The sequence below is a fragment of the Spirosoma daeguense genome, assembly GCF_054776875.1.
In genome coordinates this window covers 171,303-195,581 of record NZ_BAAHBF010000009.1, presented here as the reverse complement: position 1 = coordinate 195,581, position 24,279 = coordinate 171,303, and the positions used below count along the sequence as shown (strand labels likewise).

At 46.9% G+C, this 24,279-nt stretch carries 18 protein-coding genes; 6 read left to right on the top strand and 12 right to left on the bottom strand.

Features of this window, described 5'->3' with window-relative positions:
* The first annotated feature begins 41 nt into the window (after positions 1-41).
* Complete coding sequence (gene glpK / locus ACYVD4_RS26840) at positions 42-1,541, top strand: glycerol kinase GlpK (protein WP_460950936.1); 1,500 nt, start codon at positions 42-44, stop codon at positions 1,539-1,541.
* Between the two features lie 63 nt (positions 1,542-1,604).
* On the opposite strand, the gene ACYVD4_RS26835 is transcribed toward glpK, so the two are convergent.
* The 12 genes from ACYVD4_RS26835 to ACYVD4_RS26780 all read right to left on the bottom strand — a co-directional run bounded on the left by ACYVD4_RS26835 (position 1,605) and on the right by ACYVD4_RS26780 (position 16,601).
* On the bottom strand, positions 1,605-2,714 hold the full coding sequence (locus ACYVD4_RS26835) for a mechanosensitive ion channel family protein (protein WP_460950934.1): 1,110 nt from the start codon (positions 2,712-2,714) through the stop codon (positions 1,605-1,607).
* A gap of 66 nt (positions 2,715-2,780) precedes the next feature.
* On the bottom strand, positions 2,781-3,407 hold the full coding sequence (locus tag ACYVD4_RS26830) for a Uma2 family endonuclease (protein ID WP_460950932.1): 627 nt from the start codon (positions 3,405-3,407) through the stop codon (positions 2,781-2,783).
* Positions 3,408-3,510: 103 nt separating this feature from the next.
* The gene (locus ACYVD4_RS26825) at positions 3,511-4,965 is read right to left on the bottom strand and encodes a DUF1501 domain-containing protein (RefSeq protein WP_460950930.1); all 1,455 of its coding nucleotides are present in this window, start codon (positions 4,963-4,965) and stop codon (positions 3,511-3,513) included.
* Between the two features lie 6 nt (positions 4,966-4,971).
* Complete coding sequence (locus tag ACYVD4_RS26820; protein ID WP_460950928.1) at positions 4,972-6,297, bottom strand: DUF4932 domain-containing protein; 1,326 nt, start codon at positions 6,295-6,297, stop codon at positions 4,972-4,974.
* Positions 6,298-6,383: 86 nt separating this feature from the next.
* Positions 6,384-9,872, bottom strand: a complete 3,489-nt coding sequence (locus tag ACYVD4_RS26815) for a DUF1553 domain-containing protein (RefSeq protein WP_460950927.1) — start codon at positions 9,870-9,872, stop codon at positions 6,384-6,386.
* Between the two features lie 296 nt (positions 9,873-10,168).
* Positions 10,169-11,698, bottom strand: a complete 1,530-nt coding sequence (locus ACYVD4_RS26810; protein WP_460950925.1) for a c-type cytochrome domain-containing protein — start codon at positions 11,696-11,698, stop codon at positions 10,169-10,171.
* Positions 11,699-11,711: 13 nt separating this feature from the next.
* Positions 11,712-12,782, bottom strand: a complete 1,071-nt coding sequence (locus ACYVD4_RS26805) for an NHL repeat-containing protein (RefSeq protein ID WP_460950923.1) — start codon at positions 12,780-12,782, stop codon at positions 11,712-11,714.
* A gap of 138 nt (positions 12,783-12,920) precedes the next feature.
* The gene (locus tag ACYVD4_RS26800; RefSeq protein WP_460950921.1) at positions 12,921-13,361 is read right to left on the bottom strand and encodes a DUF4890 domain-containing protein; all 441 of its coding nucleotides are present in this window, start codon (positions 13,359-13,361) and stop codon (positions 12,921-12,923) included.
* 109 nt (positions 13,362-13,470) lie between these two features.
* Positions 13,471-13,962 (bottom strand): GAF domain-containing protein, encoded by a 492-nt coding sequence (locus tag ACYVD4_RS26795; RefSeq protein WP_460950920.1) that lies wholly within the window; start codon positions 13,960-13,962, stop codon positions 13,471-13,473.
* A 107-nt stretch (positions 13,963-14,069) separates the two neighbouring features.
* Positions 14,070-14,579 (bottom strand): hypothetical protein, encoded by a 510-nt coding sequence (locus ACYVD4_RS26790; protein ID WP_460950918.1) that lies wholly within the window; start codon positions 14,577-14,579, stop codon positions 14,070-14,072.
* A gap of 80 nt (positions 14,580-14,659) precedes the next feature.
* The gene (mreC, locus tag ACYVD4_RS26785) at positions 14,660-15,496 is read right to left on the bottom strand and encodes a rod shape-determining protein MreC (RefSeq protein WP_460950916.1); all 837 of its coding nucleotides are present in this window, start codon (positions 15,494-15,496) and stop codon (positions 14,660-14,662) included.
* A 79-nt stretch (positions 15,497-15,575) separates the two neighbouring features.
* A complete protein-coding gene (locus ACYVD4_RS26780; RefSeq protein WP_020597389.1) occupies positions 15,576-16,601 on the bottom strand; it encodes a rod shape-determining protein in 1,026 nt (341 codons plus the stop codon).
* Between the two features lie 205 nt (positions 16,602-16,806).
* On the opposite strand from ACYVD4_RS26780, the gene ACYVD4_RS26775 reads away from it, so the two are divergent.
* The 5 genes from ACYVD4_RS26775 to lon all read left to right on the top strand — a co-directional run bounded on the left by ACYVD4_RS26775 (position 16,807) and on the right by lon (position 24,253).
* Complete coding sequence (locus ACYVD4_RS26775) at positions 16,807-18,309, top strand: GH3 auxin-responsive promoter family protein (protein WP_460950914.1); 1,503 nt, start codon at positions 16,807-16,809, stop codon at positions 18,307-18,309.
* A gap of 52 nt (positions 18,310-18,361) precedes the next feature.
* Positions 18,362-19,534 carry a 1-deoxy-D-xylulose-5-phosphate reductoisomerase gene (locus ACYVD4_RS26770; RefSeq protein WP_460950912.1) on the top strand — a complete coding sequence of 391 codons (1,173 nt, stop codon included), beginning with the start codon at positions 18,362-18,364 and terminating at the stop codon, positions 19,532-19,534.
* Between the two features lie 157 nt (positions 19,535-19,691).
* A complete protein-coding gene (gene rseP / locus ACYVD4_RS26765; RefSeq protein ID WP_460950910.1) occupies positions 19,692-21,008 on the top strand; it encodes an RIP metalloprotease RseP in 1,317 nt (438 codons plus the stop codon).
* Positions 21,009-21,057: 49 nt separating this feature from the next.
* Complete coding sequence (locus ACYVD4_RS26760) at positions 21,058-21,570, top strand: DUF6702 family protein (RefSeq protein WP_460950909.1); 513 nt, start codon at positions 21,058-21,060, stop codon at positions 21,568-21,570.
* A gap of 178 nt (positions 21,571-21,748) precedes the next feature.
* Positions 21,749-24,253: an endopeptidase La gene (gene lon / locus ACYVD4_RS26755; RefSeq protein WP_460950907.1), complete on the top strand. Its 2,505-nt coding sequence runs from the start codon at positions 21,749-21,751 to the stop codon at positions 24,251-24,253.
* Positions 24,254-24,279: the final 26 nt, after the last annotated feature.

Below are 24,279 nucleotides of genomic sequence, written 5' to 3'. Positions count from 1 at the left end.
TTCGACAATTTACACACCCAAACGAATATCCTAAAACCCTTATGCCCTCTTACGTAGCTGCCATCGACCAGGGAACAACCAGTACGCGCTGTATTGTCTTCGACCGACAGGGTCAGATTGTTTCGCTGGCGCAGAAAGAACACAAACAGATTTATCCGCAACCCGGCTGGGTAGAGCACGACGCCGAGGAAATCTGGCGGAATACGCTCGAAGTAATTGCACTTGCTCGTATCAAAGGAAAATTATCGGTACAGGATATTGCGGCCGTCGGCATCACCAACCAGCGCGAAACTACCGTTGTCTGGAATCGCCGAACCGGAAAACCGTATTACAACGCCATTGTCTGGCAGGATATGCGCACCGCCGATCTGGTAAACCAGTTTACAGCCGATGGAGGCCAGGATCGTTTTCGCGATAAAACCGGATTGCCGCTCGCTACGTATTTCAGCGGTTTGAAACTCAAATGGCTGTTAGACAACGTAGCAGGTCTGCGGGAAGATGCCGAACGGGGCGACGCTATATTTGGTAATATGGATACGTTTGTGGTCTGGCACTTAACGGGCGGTCCGCAGGGCGGTTTACACGTTACTGATGTAACGAATGCCAGCCGTACACAACTGATGAATCTCCAGACACTCGCCTGGGATGATACGTTACTCGAAGCGTTTGGCGTTCCCCGCATTATGCTTCCCGACATTCGTCCGAGCAGTGAAGTATACGGCAACGTAGTATCGGAAGCCCTGCCCGGCGTTCCGGTAGCTGGTATCCTGGGCGACCAACAGGCCGCGCTGGTCGGGCAAACCTGTTACGAACCCGGTCAGGCGAAGAATACGTATGGAACGGGCTGTTTTCTGCTCATGAACACAGGTACCGAACTACGTGCGTCGACATATGGGCTGCTGACAACTGTTGCGTATCAATTTCAAAATCAACCTGTTCACTACGCTTTAGAAGGTTCTGTCGCTATCACCGGTGCACTCGTTCAGTGGCTCCGCGACAATCTCGGCATTATCAAGAAAAGTACTGATATTGAGTCGCTTGCCCGCTCAGTTGATGATAATGGTGGCGCTTATTTCGTACCAGCCTTTTCGGGTTTATATGCCCCGCACTGGAAAGCCGATGCGCGCGGAGTTATTGCTGGATTAACGCGCTTTGTTACAAAAGGGCATTTGGCTAGGGCCGTATTAGAAGCTACTGCTTACCAGACTGTCGACGTAGTACGAGCTATGGAGCAGGACGCAGGCGTACCGCTCAGTTCGCTACGTGTCGATGGCGGCATGGTTGTCAATTCGTTGCTCATGCAGTTTCAGTCCGACGTATTGAATCGCCCAGTTATTTGTCCACGAATGACTGAAACCACAGCCCTTGGAGCGGCTTATGCAGCAGGATTGGCCGTTGGCTACTGGCAAAATCTGGACGATTTACGGCAGAATTGGGGAGTTGCCCAAACCTATGAGCCAGCAATGGACGAAACCCAACGTAGCAAGCTCATGCGCGGCTGGCAGAAAGCCATCGAACGATCATTCGGTTGGGAAGACTAAGGATGTATGAAGTAAGGTGTATGAACTATGAAACAGAAGAATTCATGCACCTTACTTCATACTTCATATATCTTTCGGTTTCATTTCTTCGGCCAGCAGAAGGCGCGTTTGGGGTAAACTCTGAGGATATTCGTCGCGTAGGAACGTAATGAGTTTTTCACGCAAATGGCAGCGTAAATCAAAAGCCGATGGTGCATCTTTTGCCGACATTAACACACGTATCACAATACAGGTAGGCTGTGTATCGGTTATTTGCAATGCAAATACGTCGCCATTCCAGAGCGGGTCTTCTTCCGCGATTTTACGCGCCTGTTCCCGAAGTTTGTCGATGGGCGTATTGTAGTCGAGGTAGAGAAAAACGGCACCCGTAATCGATGCATCGGAACGAGTCCAGTTTTCGAAAGGTGTTTCTACGAAATACGTAATGGGCAGAATAAGTCGGCGACGATCCCAAAGGCGAACAATTACGTTGGTCAAATTAATTTCTTCGACCCGCCCCCACTCCTTTTCAACCACCACAGCATCGTCCAGACGTATTTGCTGATTAAACGCGATCTGAATACCAGCCAGCAGATTCGCCAGCGTTTTCTGAGCAGCAAAGCCAAGCACAACCGATACAACCCCGGCTGACGTCAGTACGCTCAACCCAACTTTGCGACTTCCCTGAAACGAAATAAGTAAGAGTGAAGCACTTAGAATCAGAACGACAATGACAACCAATCGCCGAAAGAAACGTACCTGTGTAACAAATTTCCGATGCGACAGATTACTATCCTGAACGGTATCATATTGGCCAATGAGCCTTAGTTCGCCAACTTTCAATAGTTGAATCAGGAACCAGGTCGTACTGATCAGGAAAATAATTTCGGCCGTTTTATCCGCCACCGGATGCCGACGCAAAAACCTAGCCGACTGCATGTTGGTTGCCAGCAGAAAAAACAGTGACGGTACAAAAATCCAGAATGCCCAACGTGCATATACTTTCAGCAATGACAATGTCTGAAAAGGCCGACGACGAACAATAAATCGGATGGTTTGGGTAATCAACAGATCAACGGAAAACCCTAAAACAATCGCCGTAATCAGTAATATCCAACCTGATAAATCACGATTTGGTACGTAGCCAAACCAGCGGACTATGCTACGTATCCAGATATCTAATTGTTGCTGCATGCCGCAAAAATAAACAGCCCGACAGGGAAATCCTTGCCGGGCTTCTTCATATAATAGTGATTATCGCTACGTAGTAAATGTGGTTTTGCGGTAAATCGTCGCCAGTGGCAAGGTTAAATCGCCAAGTTTAATAACTGATTCCAGCGTCCGATAATCATGATTCAGCCATTCGTCTGGCACGTCAGTTCGCGTGTATACTGATGCAAATGGACGGTACTGATCGACAAATAAAATGTGTTGCAGTGAAGGAATCAGTTTATAGTAACTCAGTTTCTCTTCCAGATCGAACTTACGTGTACTTTTCGAAAGTACTTCAACCACAATTTCAGGGTTTTTAATACGCATTTCGCTCAGCCGACCGCCTGAAGTTGTTCCATATTCCACAGGCTCCTTAACTACAGAAAGATCCGCGTTTACGTCGCCCTCCTGACCGGAAATGACGATTTTAACGTTACTTCCTAGGACACGATATTCATTCTGATCAAGGAATGAATTATTAAATAACCAGATAAGGATCCCTACTATGGTTTCGTGGGCAGCAGTAGCCTGACTCATTATTAGCTCACTGTTTAAGAATTGTACGGTGTGCGGAACACTGTCTACCGCTTCGACGTACTCTTCCCATGTTGCTGGCATACGTAGCAACTCATCCTCTTCCAACGCATCTGGCAGGCTTAACATAACGGCTTCCATGTTTCTTTGACAGAATTGAGTAAACAAGGTAACGCTTTACTGTAACAAAACAGCAGTTGACTCTGATGGAATCAACTGCTGCTAACGTATTAAAAAAATATAGCTACGCCAGCAATGGCTTCACAACTTTCCCATGTACATCGGTTAATCGGTAACGGCGGCCCTGACTTTTAAACGTGAGTTTTTCGTGATCTACGCCAAGCAGATGTAAAACCGTTGCCTGAAAATCATGCACATGTACGGGTTCTTTGATGACGTTATAGCCAAACTCATCGGTTTCGCCATAAACCATGCCTTTTTTCACACCAGCGCCCGCCATCCAGACGGTGAACGCACGCGGATGGTGATCGCGTCCATAATTATCGCGGGTGAGTTTTCCCTGCGAATAGGCACCACGGCCAAACTCCCCGCCCCAGATAACCAACGTATCGTCGAGCAAACCGCGCTGTTTCAAGTCCATAATCAACGCAGATGAAGGCTGATCGACACTCTTCGTTTGAATCTTGATATCGTTTGGTAGATTGCCGTGCTGATCCCAGCCCTGATGATATAACTGTACGAATTTCACGTCTTTTTCAATCAGTTTGCGAGCGAGCAGACAGTTGGCAGCAAACGTGCCGGGTTTACGGCTATCGGGGCCGTACATATCGAAAATATAGTCTGGTTCCTTCGAAATATCGAGCGTTTCGGGAACAGACGTCTGCATCCGATACGCCATTTCATACTGCGCCATCCGGTTATTGATTTCGGGGTCGAGCACCTGCTTAAATTGCTCCTGATGCATTTTTCCGAGATAATCGAGCATTCGGCGTCGGCTGGTTTTGTCGATACCCGGCGGATTATTCAGATAATAAACCGGGTCTGGCCCCGACCGAAATACTACGCCCTGATGCACCGACGGCAGAAAGCCATTGCTCCAGAGTTTGGCGTACAACGGCTGATCACCGTCTCGGCCTTTCGACAATAAAACCACGAAAGCCGGAAGATTCTGGTTATCAGACCCTAATCCATAACTAATCCAGGAACCAAACGAAGGTCGTCCGGCTTGCTGACTACCCGTCTGGAAGAACGTAACAGCCGGGTCATGGTTGATGGCTTCTGTATGCAGCGACCGAATAAAGGTCAAATCGGGCGCGATACGTGCCGTATGCGGCAACAGCTCACTAACCCACATCCGACCGGGGCCGTATTGCGCAAATTTATATTTCGAAGCCGCCAGCGGAAATCGACTCTGGCCCGCCGTCATGCCCGTCAATCGTTGACCTTTCCGCACCGACTCGGGCAAATCCTGCCCCCACATGGCTTCCAGCTTCGGCTTGTAATCGAACAGTTCCAGTTGAGAAGGTGCCCCGCTTTGAAACAGATAAATTACCCGCTTCACTTTAGGTGAAAAATGTGGTTTGCCCACCGCGGGATTTTCATCAGAAGACGTACCGGCAAACAAACCTGTTGGATTAAGCAATGAGGCCAGCGCAACCGCACCTAAACCCGCACCGGACTGACCCAGAAAATTCCGGCGGCTCAGTTGGTCATGTATTTGATCCTGAATATCAGACATAGCCGTTTATTGTTTTTGCGATGCAAACCACTGAATAATTTGGGGGTATAAATCAGCAACGGTTGTGCCCACTGGTCTGGCCTTATAAATCGAAACCAAAAACTGATTGAATTCGGCAAACTTGCTAAATCCCCGATAATTTACCATCTGCCCTTCTACCCGTTTCTGCATCATCGGCAGTTCGTCCGCCGGAACCAGATCAACGTAGCGCAGGCTAACCAAACCCCAATTCATGTACTCATTAAAACAGGAGTAGATGTTATTATAGTACTGCCTACCCGGTTTTCCCTCTGTAAGCCAGATACTTAAATCGGGAACCGCTTTTTTTAACTGAGCTGTGTACTTATCCGCTTCGGGATTGATAAAAGCATGATTCAACTCCGTAAACACAATGTTGCCTTTCCGAACATTGACAGCCTTAACGGAAAAATCAGCATCGGATTTACCCGGAAACGGGAAATTTATGTGTGCATGAGCTTCCTTGAATCCATTATCCTCTAGCCAATTGGCCGATTGATTGGCACTGACCAAAGGAGAAAATATGATTTTAAACGCGTCGTAGTGTGTACTGGGGAAATTGCCATTTAGCCATTTTTGCATTCCCGCTACGTCCAGCGAATCACGGTATGCCCGAATCAATTGATCGTAATAAGGCTGATGCTTCCGATAAAACTCTGTAAACTTACTCTTGGTCGCAAACTGCTGTAATTGTGCCAAATAAGGACGTAGCATATTCTCTTTTCCCCACGAAGTGCGATTATATACTTGACTATGAAGAATTTTCCCAGCCCGGTTTATCTCAAAAGAATAGGCCTCCATTTTCAGCGGATGATAAGCGCTTTCATCTTTGGTCAGAATCGAATCCATAATTGACACGATTGGCTCTTGTTGATAAGCCGCGAAATACGTCATCAACTCCTTGTAATACGGCGTTCCTTTCTCAATCAAGCCAGATTCTTTTTTCTGAGTAGCTTTCGTTAAGGCGAAGGCTGTATTTACCAGTTCATACATTTCAGGAATTTCGACAAACGTTTTTCCTTTGGTTTTGTCCTGATACGCTTTGTTAAAGACGGCGGGCGCTATGTAAGGCCAGCCATAAATCTGCGTATAAGCACTATCACCGGCAGCGGTCAACACAATGAAATTCACTACGTCGCCCCGCTTGATATCGCGAACAATCGAGTCATTTTCGGTAATAAATGCAACCCGAATCGGACGATCTTTAACAGTTACCTCAAATTTATCGGGCCGCGTACCCGGATCGATACCCCATCGGTTCGGATAATAAGCGGTATCGATACGTATTGACAACGACTTACTATTTGTCTTCAAAATGGGCCATTTGCTTTGCGAAAAAACGCTCTGTCCCCAAAATAGACTCAGTATTACTAAGACAAACAGAAATCTAAATCGCATACTTACCGTTTTATAATCGCTTCGTCAAAATTCATAATCGTACTTGTTACTACTGTCCACGCAGCTAATTCAGCGGGATTCAGGGCTTTATCCAGAGGATATTCGCCAACAGAAAGCAGCTCAGAAGATCGCTTCGGATTCTTTCCGAAATCGGCTAATTCTTCCGTATAGAACTGTTTCATCAAAGCAACTTCCTGCGGTCGTGGAGAGCGGCTTATCACCGTTTTAAAAATGGCAGATATAGCGGCCTCGGCATTGGTTGTTTTTTGATTGCTAACAACTCGTTGGGCCAATACGCGAGCAGCTTCTACAAACTGAGGATCGTTGAGCGTTACCAACGCTTGCAACGGCGTACTGGTTTTCTGCCGTTTCACGATACAGGTATGCCGCTCGGCCGCGTCGAAATTAAGCATCATCGGCGGGGGCGACGACCGTTTCCAGATCGTGTACATCGACCTGCGATACAAGCTATCGCCGTGATTCTGAACGTATTTCACCGTGTTACGTGTCGCCAACGCTTCCCAAATACCATTTGGCTGATAGGGATGAACGCTACGTCCGCCGATACGTTGATTTAGCAAACCACTGGCTGCCAACGCAATATCCCGGACCTGCTCAGCCGACATTCGGTAACTTGGTCCACGTGTCAGGAAAAGATTATCGGGATCAGCTTCACGAGCTTTTTCAGGTGCAGTTGATGACTGTCGATACGTAGCCGACATAACGATCATCTTGTGAATTGCTTTCGTATTCCAGCCGTGCGACGGACCGCCAGTCTCCCTAAATTTTACCGCCAGATAATCCAGCAATTCGGGGTGGCTCGGCAAGGCGCCCTGATTCCCAAAATCGTCGGAGTTTTTTGCTAATCCCTGACCAAAATATTGCTGCCAGAATCGGTTCACCATAACCCGGCTAAACAACGGATTTTCGGGCGACAACAGCCACTGCGCCAAACCAAGCCGATTTTGGGGCATCGACTTATCCAATGGTTTCAGGCTGTGCAGTACGGCTGGCGTAACCACTTCGCCCGGCGCATCATAAGCACCCCGTTTTAGCAAATGCGTTTCGCGTGGCGTCTTGCGTTCCTCCATCACCATTACCTGATCGGAGTTGGTGTAGAGCATAATTTGCTCACCTCTGAGTTTCATTGCTTTCGCAAAATCGACCCGATACGTAGCGTCCTGCGTTGTTACGTAGTACGTATACAAACCGCTACGTTGCGCCGGAGTACGATTTGCGACCGGGGTACGTAGCGCCGTCTGGAGCGCATCGGGTTTACCAGCCAGTTTCGGCATTTCGAGCGGAGTCAGGCAACGCTTATAAATACGCAACTCATCGACGGCAAAATCTTTGTAGAAATTATCGTGCATGCGCCCCACGTAGAACGAGTGCTGCGCCCAGTGCGTACGATCCTTACCCCATACGGTGCTGTGAATCAACTTATCTGCTACTGTTTTCGTCTTTACTGGATTCCCGTTCAGATAAAGCGTAAACCCGCTGGCCTGCCCGGAGCCGTCGTATGTAAAGGCAACCTGAAACCACTGACGAACCGGCACTTTATCAACTGACTCAATATCAATCGCATTCGACGGCCAGACGTGGCTAAACGTTAACTTCAGCCGTCCATCGGCCAGTAGGTCAAGCTGATAACCACGTTGTCCGTCCATCGGCCCAGTGGTACGTCCCATCAGCGTTAGGGCCATATTTGATTTTGCCAGATTAAACCAGCTACTCAACGTAAATGGCTCATTCTGTTCGAAAGCGGCAAAATCGCCGGGCAACTGAATATAACTATCACCGGGCAAAAAACGGGCTTTCCCGAAACGACCAGACACAGCGTAAGGCACTTTATCCGGGTCGCCACCGAGCCGGGCCGGAATTGTATCGTTGACCGAATTCGCAAACGCATTACGTGGATCTTTCCACAATTCTTCTTTCGTTTTGCGCTTTGGCGGCTCTTTCTTCTCTTCCTTTTTCGGTGCTACGTCCTTCTTACCCGCCAAGGCCAATTTTTTCTTTTCGGCTTCTTCCTGTTTCTTCTTCAGCTCATTTTCGAGTTTCTTCTTCTCATTCTGCTCCTTCACATACGCACTGATGTCGGTACGATCAGCCTCATCGAACGTATAATGAGCCAGCAATCCAGAATCGGTTGATGAAATAGCCCGCGTACTTGCCTGTGTCAACCAGTGCGTATAACGCTTCTGGTAATCAGGTCGATTTGGATTTAGTTTCTGCTGAATCGGCGTCAATTGCTGACGGATATAGTTGAGTTTCGCGTCTGTTTCGGGCGTTGTTAACGTAATGGTCGGAGCCGCTTCGCCGTTATACGGAATCTGCCCGCGCTCGTTGTTGCTGTTGAAAAAAGCGTAGAGCGAATAGTAATCTTTCTGACTGATGGGATCGTATTTGTGATCGTGGCAGCGGGCACATTCAACCGTCAGGCCAAGCATCGCTTTCCCGAACGTATTGGCACGGTCGGCAACGTATTCGGTACGGTACTCTTCATCAACAATTCCACCCTCCTGACTCTGCTGATGATTTCGGTTGAAAGCCGTAGCAATCAACTGATCTCGGTTTGGATTTGGCAATAAATCGCCCGCCAGTTGCCACGTAATAAATCGGTCGAAGGAAAGGTTTCGGTTAAAGGCCCGAATAACCCAATCCCGATACGGCCACATCGTTCGCAAACCGTCGTCCTGATAACCATGCGTATCAGCGTAACGCGCTACGTCGAGCCATTCAACCGCCTGGCGTTCGCCAAAATGCGGATTTGCCAATAGACGATTCACTACGTTCTCATACGCCTTTGGCGATTTGTCGGCCAGAAACGCGTCAACTTCGGCCGGTGTTGGCGGTAAACCGGTTAGGTCTAACGTAACGCGACGAATCAACGTCGTTTTATCGGCTTCGGTTGTATGGCTCAGCTTTTTTTCCTGCTGTTTGGCCAGAATAAACCGATCGATGTCATTTTCAATCCATTTGTCGTCTTTTATAATCGGCACCTCGGGCATCGTCGGCGCAATGAGCGACCAATGTTCTTTATATTCAGCACCCTGCTCTATCCAACGTAGCAGCAGTGCTTTTTCCTCCATAGTCAGCGCCAGATTCGACTCCGGCGTAGGCATCATCAGATCAGGGTCGGTGCTCAGAATACGATGCGCCAACTCACTATTTGCCAGATTACCGGGAACAATCGCCTTATGGCCGCTTTTTGCAAGTGCTTCGTAAGCACCTTCGGGTGTGTCAAGACGCAGTCCGGCCTGTTGTTTGGCCTGATCAGGCCCATGACACGCAAAACAACGGTCGGATAGAATCGGCTTTACATGCAGATTGTAATCAACTTTTTCGGGAAGGTTTTTTTCTACGGCAATCAATTCGGCGGGTTTTTCCACCGAACTATTGCAGGCCGTAAGCCAGATAGAAGCGCCAAATAGCCCCGCCGTTGCGCAAAGCAACCCGTATCGGAATCGTATGTCAGACCAAAAAGCCATTCTTACGAACGTATTGAATATGAAAGAGTTCTATAAAAATAAACAGAAATAACGATAGTGAGTCAATGGCTTCTGACAACTTTATCAGTTTGCCGGATTGCCATAAATAATACCGTTATAAATCAGATATAGCGCCAGCTCGTCAGAAACGCATTTTATTAAAACGGGCTGCTACGTTGTCAATTAGGAACAACGTAGCAACCCATTCCGGTTCTAAATTAAGGGATAAAAGGCAGTTATTATAGTATTTTTTTACACTGACACGTAACGTATTGAGAAATCTAATATGGCAAAAATCAGTTTTTCTTTTGGTCAGCCGGTTTAGTTTCCTGACCGGCTTTCGCAAATTCGGCAACCGCCTGCTCTGTTACTCCGCCAACTATTTCCAGATTCGGCATCGCTTTTTTGAGCATCGCCAGCCCGTTTTCAGTCACTTTAGTTTGCCATAGATAAACCGTTTTGAGGCTTTTAATTCCCGCTAGTTCGGCTAAGCCAGCATCCGAAACCGACGTACCATATAGATTCAGGTATTCCAAATTTGCCAAACCTTTCAATTGCTTCAGCCCGGAGTCGGTTATTTTGGTTTGCTCCAAATGCAGTTTCTGAAGATTTTTCAGCTTCGCTACCTGTGCCAACGTAGCATCAGATACCTGCGTATCGCTTAGCTTAAGCCAGACTATCTGGTTGCTTAATTTTGGCAATACGGCCGCTTGTGCATCGCTGAAGGTACGTGCGTTGACAGCACTAACTTCTAACTGATTCTGCTCTTTCGAAATTGGCAAGATCAGCAAACCCGTTTTTTTAACCTCTTCAATAATTTTCGGGTCGGCCGCTGGCACTTTCATCGTCAACACAGGTGAATCAGGCGCAGGCCCTTTGGCCGCAACGGAATTCCCACCGGCTTCAACTGGCGCACCACTACCTAAAGCTGCCAGTACTGGGCGTATCGCATCGTTTACAGCCAATTCCGACACTTTTTTGTTGAACGGAGCACCCTGATCTATCCACCACGTCAACAGAGCAATTTGGCTCTGCTCAAGCTGTGGTTTGCCTTTTGGGGGCATGTGATGATCATCTTCTTCGGGCAACAGACACACTTTTATCAAATCGCTGTTTGTGCCTTTTCCTACCACAATCACCGGCCCTTCTTCAGAACCTTTTTTGATCATATCAGGCGTATCGAGCCGCAACCCACCTTTCGATTTATCGGCGTTGTGGCATTGCATACAACGCGTATGCAGAATTGGATTTACAATCTGCTGGTAAACCATTGCCTGATTCACGTCGGTAATCGGCTCAGCTTTTAGCTCAGGAGCTTTAGGTGGTACACCTGCCAACGAACGTAGCGGTCCAGGCATATATTGCGTCAGGTAATCAGAGCCGTGTGTCAGATTGCCACCCAGATGCCCGGCCGACATCAGCAGGATTAACGCGATACCCAACGCAGGCAGATAGACAATCTGCGAAGCGGGTAGAATTTTACCAAGATTTTCGGATTTAACACCCCACGCAATCCAGGCAAAAACGGCGACACCAATACCCTGCCACATGTGCGAACTCAACGTAGCATCTTCATATCCACCACCCAGCGAGAGCATATAGCCAAAAATACACGCCATTGTTGCGCTCACTGCCGACCAGAACAGAATTAACGTAATGGTATGCTGACTCACCGAATTTCGGCGGGTTAATCGATCAATTTCGAGAAGACCGGCAATCAGCAAAAATCCAATGGGCAAGTGAACAATTAAGGGGTGAAAATGCCCCCAAAACAGCACCCAGTCCGACGGCGGAGAAGCTGCCTGTAACAGAATCAAACTATTCATAATCAAGGTTTACTCAGGCTACCCGTTCGAGTTTTATTGGGTATGTTTTTTTAGAAGCCCACTGTGCTACGTAGATGCTGTCGTCTTCGTCGACCAATACATCGTGTGGGTGTAAAAAGGCCGAGATCGATTTGTCTTTACGTTGCTCGCCCAATTTACCATCCTGATACGTTGGCATGGTTCCACCCGGTGTTGAAATGACCCGATCATTTTTGTCTAGAATCTGAATATATCCTGAATCGGGATAAGCATCGGACGTACTACGGAAAACGGCGCCGTAAATATTTTCGCCCCGAATAACCGGGCGGCAGATATACGAGCCGGGTAGCGAAATGGTCGATACGTATTTACCATCGAGCGAAAACCGTTTCAGCGCATTATGACGGCGATCGGTAATAAGCAGCGTTGGATTGGCTGCGTTACGTCGATCAACCGCTATACCGTGGCAGCAGTCGAATGTTTCGTTGGTTTCGCCTTTACCGCCCCAATACCGAATCAGTTTACCCGATTTGTCGTATTGCATGACGTAGTTCAGGCCGTAGCCATCTACGATATAAATATCGCCATTGGCCGGATTAATTGCTGTTTCAGTAGGTTTGAACTGAGTCGGAAACGCGTATTTGCCTGTTTCTTTCGGATACTCGATTTTCAGTAACTCCTGCCCTTTCAGGTCGGTTTTAATCACCTGATGGCGATCGGTATCAGCAATGAGTAGGTACTGATCGTTCCCTTCGCCCCCAATCGAAAAACCATGCGCACCCGGATAATCGTGGCCCCACGAATCGAGCAGTTTACCGGATTTATCGTAAATCAGTACGTTGTTTTTTGTCTCGTTGGTCAGCAGCAGAATACGTCCTTTTGCGTCCTGCACCATTTCGTGACAATCGTTGACCGGATTTTTTGCGGCATCGAGCACGCCCCAGCCCGGCACCACACGGTACCGAAAACCATTGTGACCTAATACAATTTGTTCTGCCGGATTGATGCGGGATTTTGCCGACAAAATTGTGGGAGCCGCTATACCGGCCGCCGTTGCCAGAGAAGCCTGCCGCACAAACGACCGGCGCGATAAGAATGAGGACATAGGGTTGTAGGGTTTATAGGGAAAGACGTTAACAGACAAACTTTACTGTTATTTGGTACACATAGGAGTAGCTATGCTATACTACAAAAAAAGCCTGAATCATAGTTGACTCAGGCTTTCACTTCGCTAAACAGAAACTTACTTCTTACCGCTTTCGTCGGTTTTGTCGTGATTGAAGCGGCCTTGTCCGCGCCCTTTGCGCATTTGACTCTGCATTGACTCAAACTTAGCAAACTGGTCGGGTGTCAGTACGTTCTTCAGCTCACCCTTAAATTCATCAGCGTTGGTTTTCATCGCCTGCATTTTCGCTTTCCGATCATCTGAATTCTTATGGATTGCGTCCATTTTCTCAGCACGGGCCAGCATCAACGTATACACCTTTTTCGACGTAGCGTCGTCGAGCGCCAACTGTTTGGTCATCCGGTCGGTCATTTTTTGAGCCCGAACTTTCGGATCAACATCCTGCATGTTACGTCCTCGCCGTTCCGTGCGAGTTTGAGCAGGAGCATCCTGAGCCACTACTTGTTGCAGAGAAAATAACGCTAAGAAAAATCCACCGAATACGAGTTTCTTGAACATGTTCATTGTTTGTTTATTTTGCATCTATGACGGCATCGACAGACAATGGTTTAAATCACTCTTTTTAAAATTCAGTTAATTTTCCTTAAAAACGTAGCAGCGAACACGACTATAAATGAGGCAAACTGGTGATAAGCTGTGCAACCTGCTCCAACGCTTTTACGTCGATTTCGCTGAAATCGTCCAGTTTATCGCTATCAACATCCAGCACCATTGCTACGTTGCCCGCTTGGTCGAATACAGGAATAACCACTTCTGATTTTGAGGCTGAACTACAGGCAATATGGCCCGGAAACTGCTCTACGTCAGGCACCAGAATACTCTCCCGACGCGAATAAGCCGCTCCGCAAACGCCTTTATTGAACGCGATACGTGTACAGGCAATCGGTCCCTGAAATGGCCCAAGTACTAGTTGATTATCTTTTTTGAGATAAAAACCTACCCAGAAAAATCCGAACGCTTCTTTCAGAGCAGCCGTAATGTTAGCCAGATTGGCAACTAAATCGGATTCGCCGTCAACCAGCGCGGCTAGTTGCGGCAATAAGCTATCGTAAATCGCCTGACGGTCTTTCGTTTGCGGAAGAATGAGTGTTTCGGCCACAACTTTTATGTATGAAGTTTGAAGTAGGATATACGAAGTATGATGTATGAACTATGAAGTGTTTTCAGAAGGCATCATAGTTCATACATCATACTTCATATGTCTTATCAGTTTCTTGTGAAGAATTGAATCAGCACGATGCTTATTGTAGTGAAGAGTGTGCTGGCACCAACCCGAATCAGCGTTGGAATAATCAACGTCAGACTACTAGCTTCGATGAAGAACAAGGTGAGGTGATGAATAAGTGCCAGCGTTAATACGTATCGAAAAAAAGCACCCGTACCCAATGCCTGCAACGAGAACTCAATACGCGATGTTTCTAAACCCGGTACGTCGATTTGGGAACGTACCACCAACGGTCGACAATACGCCATCAACACCGTAGCAGCCGCATGCATTCCTAATGTATTGTAGAACGTATCAACAATGACCCCTGTCAAAAAGGCAATAATAAGGAGCCAAGTCAGGCTTGTTTCGTTAGGCAGCAGCAGAATACAGGCAATGTAGACGAAGCAAAAGGCGTAATCGAACAGCACAATATTTCGCACAAGCAGAATTTGCAGCAACAGGTACAGCAGAAATAAAATTGACGTTGTTACGATTTCGCGAAGGGTCATTATTTATAGTCGGTAGTCCTTTAGCCACGAGTCGCCAGTTAGAATAAATTGTGATTAACTAACGATTGATGACTGACAACTTATTTCTCCGTTTCTATTTGTTTTTCCAATTGTTCCTGTTGGGCACGCAGGTTGTTCTTAACAATATACACAAACGCCAGGCTACTAAAATTAGTCGCCAGGTTAAGCGTAATATCGTGAAATGTTTTGTTAGGCTGTACACCTACCGAACGAACCCGCCCAACCAGAATCCCCGGTGGGAAGGTTGAATTAAGTTCAGATGTTACTACCGAATCTCCTTTACTAACAGGCTGCGTCAGCGAAATATCATTCAACTTAATCAGGTGCGGGTCAACACCATCCCATTTTGCAGTACCTGTTTCACGGGTTTTCACAAGTTGTGAAGAAACAAGGTATTCTGAATGCAGGATCGACGTAATGACCGAAAAATGCTGATTACAAATCTTCACTTTCCCAACAACGCCCGTTGGCGAAATTACGGCCATACCCGGTTGAATACCATCGTCAGTGCCTTTATCAATAGTGATATAGTTGTTGGCAAACTGCGTAGTGTTATTAACAACCTTGGCCACGGTGAATTTAAAGCGGTCGGCAAACGCCGAATCGGCCAGATATTCGGTTGGGGCAGCCGGTTTGCTTTGAATGAGTTTGGTGAGTCGCTCGTTGAGTCGCTGGTTTTCCAGAGCCAAATCAGCGTTGACCTGCCGTAAGCGGGCGTACTGATTAGCCGCATTCGACCACGCCAATAGCTGAGCCGCGTACCGGTTCGACGTATTGAAGTACGTAGCACTCCAGTAATTACTGCTGTTGATGATGAAGTAAAAGCAAAGTACCTCCAGCAATACGAACAGGATGAAGTTCCGACTTCGAAGAAAAAAGTCAACTAACTCACTCATAGCGATAAAAGCACGTAGCCCAAACTTTCGCCAGCGGATTAATCGCTGACAGCAAGCCTGGGCTACGTACCAAAATCAATTAGCTAATTAGAACAGATTTGTATAAATCCAGATTCTTGATCACTTCGCCCGTTCCTTTTACAACGGCTTTGAGCGGATCGTCGGCTACGTGAATCGGAAGTTTTGTTTTCGCTCCCAGCCGCTTGTCAAGACCGTGCAGTAACGCGCCACCACCCGTCAGGTGAATACCGTTAGTATAAATATCGGCCGACAACTCTGGTGGCGAAATTTCGAGCGCCTTCATCGTAGCCTCCTCAATCTTCGAAATCGACTTATCGAGCGAGTACGCAATTTCACTATACGTAACCTTGATCTCTTTCGGAATACCCGTCATCAAATCACGGCCACGAATTTCGTAATCGGCGGGTGGATTGTCGAGTTCAGGCAGAGCCGAGCCAACTTCCATTTTGATCTGCTCAGCCGAACGCTCACCAATTAGCAGGTTGTGTTCGCGACGCATGTAATCGACAATATCACGGGTAAATACGTCACCAGCGATACGTATTGACTGTTCACAGACAATGCCAGATAGGGCAATAACCGCGATTTCAGTCGTTCCACCACCGATGTCGACAATCATCGTACCATTTGGCTGAGTAATGTCGATACCGATACCGATAGCAGCAGCAATCGGCTCGTGTACCATATAGACTTCCTTGGCACCTGCGTGTTCGGCGGAGTCTTTAACAGCCCGTTTTTCTACCTCCGTAATACCCGATGGAATACAAATAACCATCCGGTGTGAAGGCGAGAAAAGCTTACTGCCCGTATCAATCATCTTAATCATGCCCCGAATCATCAGTTCGGCTGCTGTAAAGTCGGCAATTACGCCGTCTTTCAGGGGGCGAATGGTCTTGATATTTTCATTGGTCTTTTCATGCATCTGCATAGCCTTATGACCGATAGCCAGCACTTTTCCGCTGACCTTGTCCATTGCAATAATCGAAGGCTCATCCACCACAATCCTGTCCTTGTGAATAATCAAGGTATTCGCTGTGCCCAGGTCTATCGCAATGTCGCTGGTTAGAAAATTAAAAAGTCCCATTATAGGTTGACGCAGAACGCCTTATTACGAGTACTGATTTTTTGAAAAGTGTGCAAAAATAGAGATTATTCAAGAGAAAGTCATTTTATAGTGAAATGAATAATGGAGAATGTAGACCGAATACTGATTCATCGTTTTTAGTACGTGTTACCAATTCTCCGTTTTACATTATCCATTATTCATTATACATTACTTTTGCACCATTATGGGAATTCGTTCGGTTTTGAGTAAGCCTTTGGCAAAGTGGGTGGTAGAGCGTCAGCAGGATTGGATGTACCAGCCTGCCGAAGCCCAACAACGCTGGTTTCAGCAACTGGTCGATACTGGGCGCAATACCGTTTTTGGTCGCGATCATAGCCTGAACGATGTACAGACGATGGAGGAATTTCGGCAGGCGGTTCCAGTTCGAGATTACGAAGATCTCAAGCCGTATGTCGAGAGAATTCTCAAGGGCGAATCCGACGTATTGTGGAAAGGCAAACCGCTCTATTTTGCTAAAACCTCCGGCACTACGTCGGGTACGAAATACATTCCGATCACGAACGAATCTATCCCCAATCATATCAATTCGGCCCGTGATGCCCTGCTGAACTACGTTAACGAAACCGGAAAAAGTGATTTCCTCGACAAAAAACTCATTTTCCTTTCCGGCAGTCCCGAACTAACTCAGAAAGCAGGAATTAATATTGGGCGGCTCTCTGGCATTGTGAACCACCACGTACCGGGTTACCTACGTACCAACCAGATGCCCAGCTACGAAACCAATACCATCGACGATTGGGAAACCAAGCTGGAACGTATCATTGACGAAACGCTACCGCAATCGATGTCGCTGATTTCAGGAATTCCGCCCTGGGTACAAATGTATTTCGACCGGATTCAGGAACGTACCGGCAAGCTGATCAAAGACGTATTTCCCGATTTTTCGCTGTTTGTGTACGGTGGCGTCAATTTTGAACCCTATCGCGCCAAACTGTACGAAAGCATTGGCAAACGTATCGACTCCATCGAAACGTACCCAGCTTCAGAAGGCTTCATTGCCTTTCAGGATTCGCAAACTGAAGAAGGTTTATTGCTATTGTTGGACAGTGGCATTTTTTACGAATTTATTCCCGCCGACGAGTTTTTCAGCGAAAACCCACGTCGCCTGAGCATTAGCGAAGTTGAACTCGGTAAAAACTACGCCGTCGTTATTAACAACAACGCTGGTTTATGGGGTTATTCGCTGGGCGATACAGTCAAATTTGTATCCCGCGAACCGTATCGATTGCTCGTAACCGGACGTATCAAGCACTTCATCTCGGCCTTTGGGGAGCACGTTATTGGCGAAGAAGTTGAAAAAGCGCTTAAGGATGCCATGCAAAAGCATCCAGAAACGGAAGTAGTTGAATTCACCGTAGCGCCAATGGTTAGTCCGAAAGAAGGTTTACCCTATCACGAGTGGCTTGTTGAGTTCGCGACGCCCCCACACAACGTAGCAGCCTTCGCCCACGACGTAGACACGCGCTTGGTTGAATTGAACGTTTATTACAAAGACCTCATTACGGGTTCTATCTTGCAACCACTACGTCTGACGAGTCTACCGAGAGGTGCCTTTCAACGGTATATGAAGTCTCAAGGTAAACTAGGCGGCCAAAACAAAGTCCCCCGCCTAAGCAACGACCGAAAAATTGCCGAAGGATTATTGGAAACAATGGGTAATGGGTAATATAAACCCTTATCTACATTTATGAAGAATCAGTACCCCTGTGAATAATTAAATGACAGAACATAAAAAACGCCATATCGCCATTCTCGGCTCGACAGGTTCTATTGGTACACAGGCCGTTGAGGTGGTAAAGGCTTATCCCGACCAGTTTCAGGTCGAAGTGCTGACAACCAATAACAACGCCGAATTACTGATTCAACAGGCTGTTGATCTCAAACCGAACGTAGTGGTTATTTGCAACGAAGAGCGCTACGATCAGGTTTTTAATGCGCTTGATCCAATCGGTATTAAAGTCTACGCAGGAGCCAAAGCCATTTCGTCGGTTGTCCAGATGGACACAATCGATATGGTCTTGACCGCTATGGTTGGTTATGCCGGTTTGTTGCCAACGATCAAAGCTATTGAGGCCGGAAAATCAATTGCCCTAGCCAATAAAGAAACGCTGGTAGTAGCGGGCGAACTCATTACGCAGTTAGCCGCGCAGAAAGGTGTCAATATTTACCCGGTCGATTCGGAGCATTCGGCTATTTTTCAGTGTCTGGTTGGCGAGTTTCATAACCCGATTGAGAAAATTATTCTGACCGCTTCGGGTGGCCCGTTCCGGGGAAAAACACGCGAATTTTTAGCGAACGTAACGAAAGCACAGGCGCTTAAACATCCGAACTGGACAATGGGGGCCAAGATCACCATCGATTCCGCTACGTTGATGAACAAAGGGCTGGAGGTGATTGAAGCTAAATGGCTGTTTGGCCTTCGCCCCGAGCAAATCGACGTAGTGGTTCATCCGCAAAGTATTATTCACTCGCTGGTGCAGTTCGAAGATGGCAGTCTGAAAGCACAAATGGGCCTACCCGATATGCGCCTGCCGATTCAGTTTGCGCTGGGTTATCCGAACCGTTTGAAATCCGACTTACCACGTTTCAGCTTTCTGGATTACCCGTCCTTGACGTTTGAACAGCCCGACCTTACTACGTTCCGAAATCTGCAACTTGCCTTCGATGCGCTTCAGCAGGGCGGTAACGCTCCCTGTATTATCAATGCAGCTAACGAAGTAGCTGTCGACGCTTTTCTGCACGACCAAATTGGCTTTCTGGAGATTTCGGAAATTATTGAATCTTGTCTGGCCAAAACGCACTACGTAGCAAGTCCAACGTATGACGATTACGTAAAAACCGACGAGGAAACCCGGCGGCTGGCAACGGAGCGAATTAAAAGTTTCGTTTAGCTGTTTGTATTATACGGCCACTACGTAGCGTTTTTACTAGCACACTGCATAAAATTCACTTCATAGCCCGGTAACAATTGGCCGAAACGTTCAGGATTAAGTAGAAGAACTTTCGTTAAATAATCTTAAATTTGAGTTTATCCCTGTTTTCGAATACATGGAAATTTTAGTGATGGTTGGGCAGCTCATTCTTGGTCTGTCTATTTTAGTTGGATTACACGAGTTGGGCCACCTGCTGGCAGCCAAAGCATTTGGAATGCGCGTAGAGCAATATTTCATTGGCTTTCCGCCCAAAGTATGGAGCATAAAACGGGGCGAAACCGAATACGGTATTGGGGCAATTCCTCTTGGCGGATTCGTGAAAATTTCGGGAATGATCGACGAATCACTCGATACAGCTCATACGAATACCGAACCACAACCTTACGAATTTAGAGCAAAACCAGCCTGGCAACGTCTGATCGTTATGTTGGGTGGTATTATCGTTAACGTAATTGTGGGCATCCTCATTTTCGTGATTATGGCCTATAAAAACGGCAATACGTATCTGGCCGCCAAAGATGCTAAGTACGGCATTGTAGCCTACGATCTGGCAAAAGGCATTGGCCTGCAAACGGGCGATAAAATCCTGAAAGTGAACGGAAAGCCGCTAGTCGATTTTAACGACGTTCGGAGTTCAGATGTGTTCCTCGGCGATAACAGTTATTACACAATCGACCGGAACGGCAAGATTATGGACATTGATATTCCAAACGATTTCATCGATAAAATTGCCGATAAAAAATCAGCCACTCAGTTCATCGAAGCCATTGAGCCGTTCAAAGTAGGCGAACTAGCTCCCGGTCAGCCAGCCACAAAAGCTGGTTTAAAAACGGGTGACTTGATTACAAGTGCTAATGGTAAGCCGATTCAGTTCTACCATGAATTCACCGATGCTGTAAAGCCGCTTAAAGCCAAGCCGTTAACGCTCACGGTCAATCGTAGCGGCAAAACGGATACGCTTAAAATGACCACAACTGCAGAAGGTACGATTGGCTTTTACCCAGACTTTCTGCTGCCAATGACAACGCAGGAATACACGTTTGGCGAAGCATTATCAGTTGGTACACAGCGGGCATTTCAGGTTGTTTACGACAACATCAAAGGCTTCGGCAAAATCTTCCGGGGCGAAGTTTCAGCGTCAAAAGCTATAAGCGGTCCTATCGGTATTGCGCAAAATCTATTCGGTGGAATCTGGCGCTGGGATCGTTTCTGGACCGTTACAGGCTTGCTCTCAATGGCTCTCGCCTTCTTTAATATCCTGCCTATTCCGGCTCTCGATGGCGGTCACGCAACTATTCTAGGCTATGAAATTATTTCGGGCCGCAAGCCTTCCGATAAGTTCCTTGAAGGCGCTCAGCGGGTTGGTATGGTTATGCTACTCGGCCTGATGGCGTTTGCCATTTTTAATGATGTTTTCAAGGCTATTTTCTAAACGAATTTCTCGAAACATTGCCCGGCCATTCATTCTAAACGCTACGTTATTGGCAGCGTTTAGAATGAATGCGCTACGTCTTTTGGTAGTAGGCGTCGTTTTTTTATGCACCGGCAATCGCCCTTTGCATGATTTCCACGCCAGCGTAACCCAAATGCAATACAATGCGAAAGAGCATACTTTCGAAATCAGTATGCGGATTTTTACCGATGATTTCGAAAAAGCGCTTTCCGAAGCAACAAAAACAAAAGTTAGTTTAGGGCCGAATGATAAAAACGACCCGATTATCGAAAAATACGTCCTGTCTCACTTTGGCTACGTAAGTTCGCAGAAGCAGCCCCGCCTTATTAAATACATTGGGCACGAAATTGAGGCCGACGCTAACTGGATTTATCTGGAAATGCCTTATAATGAACCTTTCAGGGGCGGGTTGCTCAAAAACAACGTATTGATGGAGCTGTTCGACGATCAGGTAAATATGGTCAATCTGCAATATCAAAATCAGAAAAAGACGTTTGTTTTCCGAAAAACCCAGTCCGTTCAGTCACTTTCGTTCGAATAATAAATTTATTAGGACACACACCCATCTATTTAGTTAATTTTGTAGATTATCCTGGTGACCTGCCATCTGGTCAGAATTTGCAGATTGGCACGCCCCTTGCAACTACTTCATACCCTTATCTTTCTGTAGATTCGGTCACGTACCACGTAATGAAAGCTGTCAGTCTGGCAGTGTACTTATGATTTCAGAAAAAGAATTAGCTAGCCGTCTATTATTGGCCGATTTCGATTCGGACAACTTGGAGATTGTCCCACTGGGTTCGCCAGAAGGGCTAGATGACGATTACGAATTACCCCCCAATTTACCCATTTTACCCGTCCGAAATACAGTTCTATTTCCGGGTATGGTTATTCCCGTAACCGTTGGCCGTGCCAAGTCGATTCGGCTGGTTAAGCGTGCCTACAAAGGAAACCGGATTATTGGCGTAGTAGCCCAACTTAATCAGCAAAAAGATGAACCAACCGCCGATGATCTATACCGATTCGGTACGGTAGCGTATATAATAAAGATGATTACGTTACCAGATGGTAACATTACAATTATCATTCAGGGTAAAAAACGTTTTGAGATTCAACAAATCTCTCAGGAAGAACCGTTTATAACCGCTCAGGTACGTCAGATTGATGATACGTTCATGAGCGTCAATAAAAAAGAAGGGAAAGCACTGCTGCAATCGCTGAAAGATACGGCGTATAAAATGCTTCGGCTCAATCCTGAGATTCCACAAGAGGCACGTATTGCTCTTGACAATATTGAAAGTCCAACATTTTTGCTGCACTTTTTATCGTCAAATGTTAATGCTGACGTAGCAGATAAGCAACGATTGTTGGAAAGCCTCGAAGGAAGTCAACAAGCCAACATGCTGCTCGAATTTATGCTTCGGGAAGTGCAGTTGCTCGAACTCAAACGCGAAATTCAATCCAAAGCTTCGTCGGACCTCGACCAGCAACAACGCGATTACTACCTGCGCCAGCAGATGAAAGTGTTGCAGGATGAGTTGGGCATGGATAATCCCGACCGAGAGATTGACGAAATCCGGATGAAAGCCGACCGTAAAAAGTGGCCGGCCGAAGTGCGCGCACATTTTGATAAAGAGTTGAATAAGCTACAACGTATCAATCCGATGGCCCCGGAATATCCGGTCACGATGAACTACGTTGAGTTGATGGTCGATCTGCCCTGGCGTGAATACACCAAGGATAATTTTGATCTCAAGCGAGCACAGAAAATCCTTGATGCTGACCATTTTGGGCTCGAAAAAGTGAAAGAACGTATCATTGAATACCTGGCCGTTCTGAAGCTTAAAAATGACATGAAAGCCCCAATTCTTTGCCTGTATGGCCCTCCGGGTGTTGGTAAAACCTCGTTAGGCAAATCGGTTGCAAAGGCGCTTGGCCGGAAATACAGCCGGATGGCATTGGGTGGCGTTCATGACGAAGCCGAAATACGCGGGCACCGTAAAACCTATATCGGTGCCATGCCGGGTAAAATTATTCAGAATGTACGCAAATGCGGTTCATCTAATCCGGTGTTTATTCTGGATGAGATTGATAAAGTAAGCTCTGATTTCCGGGGTGATCCATCGTCGGCGTTGCTCGAAGTACTTGATCCAGAACAGAATTCGACGTTCATGGACAACTACCTTGAAACTGAGTTTGATCTTTCGCGGGTATTGTTTATTGCCACCGCCAACTCACTCGATACCATTCACCCTGCTCTGCGCGACCGGATGGAAATTATCGACATTGCTGGCTATACAGTTGAAGAGAAAGTACAGATTGCCAAGAAATACCTGATTCCGAAACAACGTAAAGATCACGGGCTTAAGCCTAAAGATCTAGTCATTGACGACAAGGCCATACTACGTATCATTGAAGGTTACACTCGCGAATCGGGCGTTCGGAATCTGGAACAGAAAATTGGTGCGTTGGTCCGTAAAATTGCCAAATCGGTGGCAATGGAAGAAGAATATACGCACACGATCAAGGCGAATGACGTACCGAAATTGCTTGGTGCTGAGATTTTCGACAAAGAGCTTTACGCCGATGATGATATTGCGGGCGTAGTAACCGGACTTGCCTGGACACAGGTTGGTGGCGAAATCCTTCTCATCGAGTCAAGCCTGAGCCGTGGAAAAGGTGTGCTTACCTTATCGGGGCAGTTGGGCGACGTAATGAAAGAATCAGCCATTACGGCACTGTCGTACCTGAAAGCGCATTCGGATGAGCTTGGTATCGATTACCGGATTTTCAATCATTACGACCTGCACATTCATATTCCAGCCGGAGCCGTTCCGAAAGACGGGCCTTCAGCCGGAATTACAATGCTGACCTCGATGACCTCGATCTACACGCAACGCAAAGTAAAACCTTACGTTGCCATGACGGGTGAAGTGACCCTACGAGGTAAGGTGTTGCCGGTGGGTGGTATTAAAGAGAAAATTCTGGCTGCTAACCGAGCAGGTGTAAAAGAAATAATTCTTTGCTCGAAAAATCGGAAAGACATCGAAGAGATCAATCAGACGTATATCAAAGACCTCAAGTTCCATTACGTCGACACGGTTGATCAGGTGCTGGCCATTGCTTTGTTACCCAATCAGGTTGGCAAACCACTGAAGTTTGTTTTGCCCGACGAAAACACAGCATCCCGGCAAGAACAACGCGAAGTCGAACGAATCTACTAAACTGGTGAGATCACGCTTGATACTTC